The 981-nt window shown below is 60.9% G+C and carries 2 protein-coding genes; both read left to right on the forward strand.

Annotated elements, in window-relative coordinates:
• Positions 1 to 342, forward strand: a 342-nt coding sequence (locus tag A3730_RS18280) for an aminotransferase class III-fold pyridoxal phosphate-dependent enzyme (RefSeq protein WP_156501247.1), incomplete at its 5' end; no start/stop codon positions are given.
• On the forward strand, positions 339 to 981 hold a 643-nt coding region (locus A3730_RS18285; protein ID WP_063538633.1), incomplete at its 3' end, for an ornithine carbamoyltransferase. The genes A3730_RS18280 and A3730_RS18285, both read left to right, overlap by 4 nt.

The following is a 981-nucleotide window of genomic DNA, read 5'->3' on the forward strand; positions in this document are numbered from 1 at the left end:
GCCACCGCCCTGACCGTGGTAAACACCCTCACCGACGACATCATTGATGGCGTGGCCGACAAGGGATCCTGGCTGAAAGACGCCTTTACCCAGGCATTCTCAGCTCTGCCCATGGTTACCGAGATCCGCCAGAAAGGCCTGATGCTCGGCATCCAGCTAGATCGCCCCTGCGCCGAACTGGTTAACCGGGCCCGTGACGCCGGCCTGCTGATCAATGTCACTGCCGGTTCCGTGGTGCGCTTGCTGCCGCCACTGGTAATCAGCCAGGCAGAGATGCAGCACCTGGTGGACACTCTCTCGACTCTGATCCACCGTTTTGCCGACGAGCAGGAGGTCGCATGACCCGTCATTTCCTGACCCTCACCGACCTGACCCCGGATGAGCTCGGCTACCTGATCCAGCGCGCCATTGAGCTTAAAACCATGCTGCGCAACGGCCAGCACCACGAGCCGCTGAAAGGCAAAACCCTGGGCATGATTTTTGAAAAATCATCCACTCGCACCCGCGTTTCCTTCGAAGTGGCGATGACCCATTTCGGTGGCGCCAGCATTTTCCTGTCACCCCGTGACACCCAGCTGGGCCGCGGCGAACCAATCGAGGATTCCGCACGGGTACTGTCACGTATGGTCGACGCGGTGATGATTCGCACCTTTGACCACGCCACCCTGCAGACGTTTGCCGACCACTCTGCGGTACCGGTGATCAACGCACTCACCGACGACTTTCACCCCTGCCAGTTGCTGGCCGACATGCAAACCTATGTGGAACACCGCGGCAGCATTCAGGGCAAGAAAGTGGTGTGGGTCGGCGATGGCAACAACATGTGCGCCAGCTACATCAACGCCGCCAATCAGTTTGATTTCGAGCTGGTGATCAGCAGCCCGGATGGCTTCACTCCGGACAGCGACTTGCTGGGCCGCTACCCGGACCGGGTCAGCCTGGAGCCGGACGTGGCCACCGCCGTGCAGGGCGCACACCTGG

The organism is Alcanivorax sp. HI0044 (assembly GCF_001634945.1).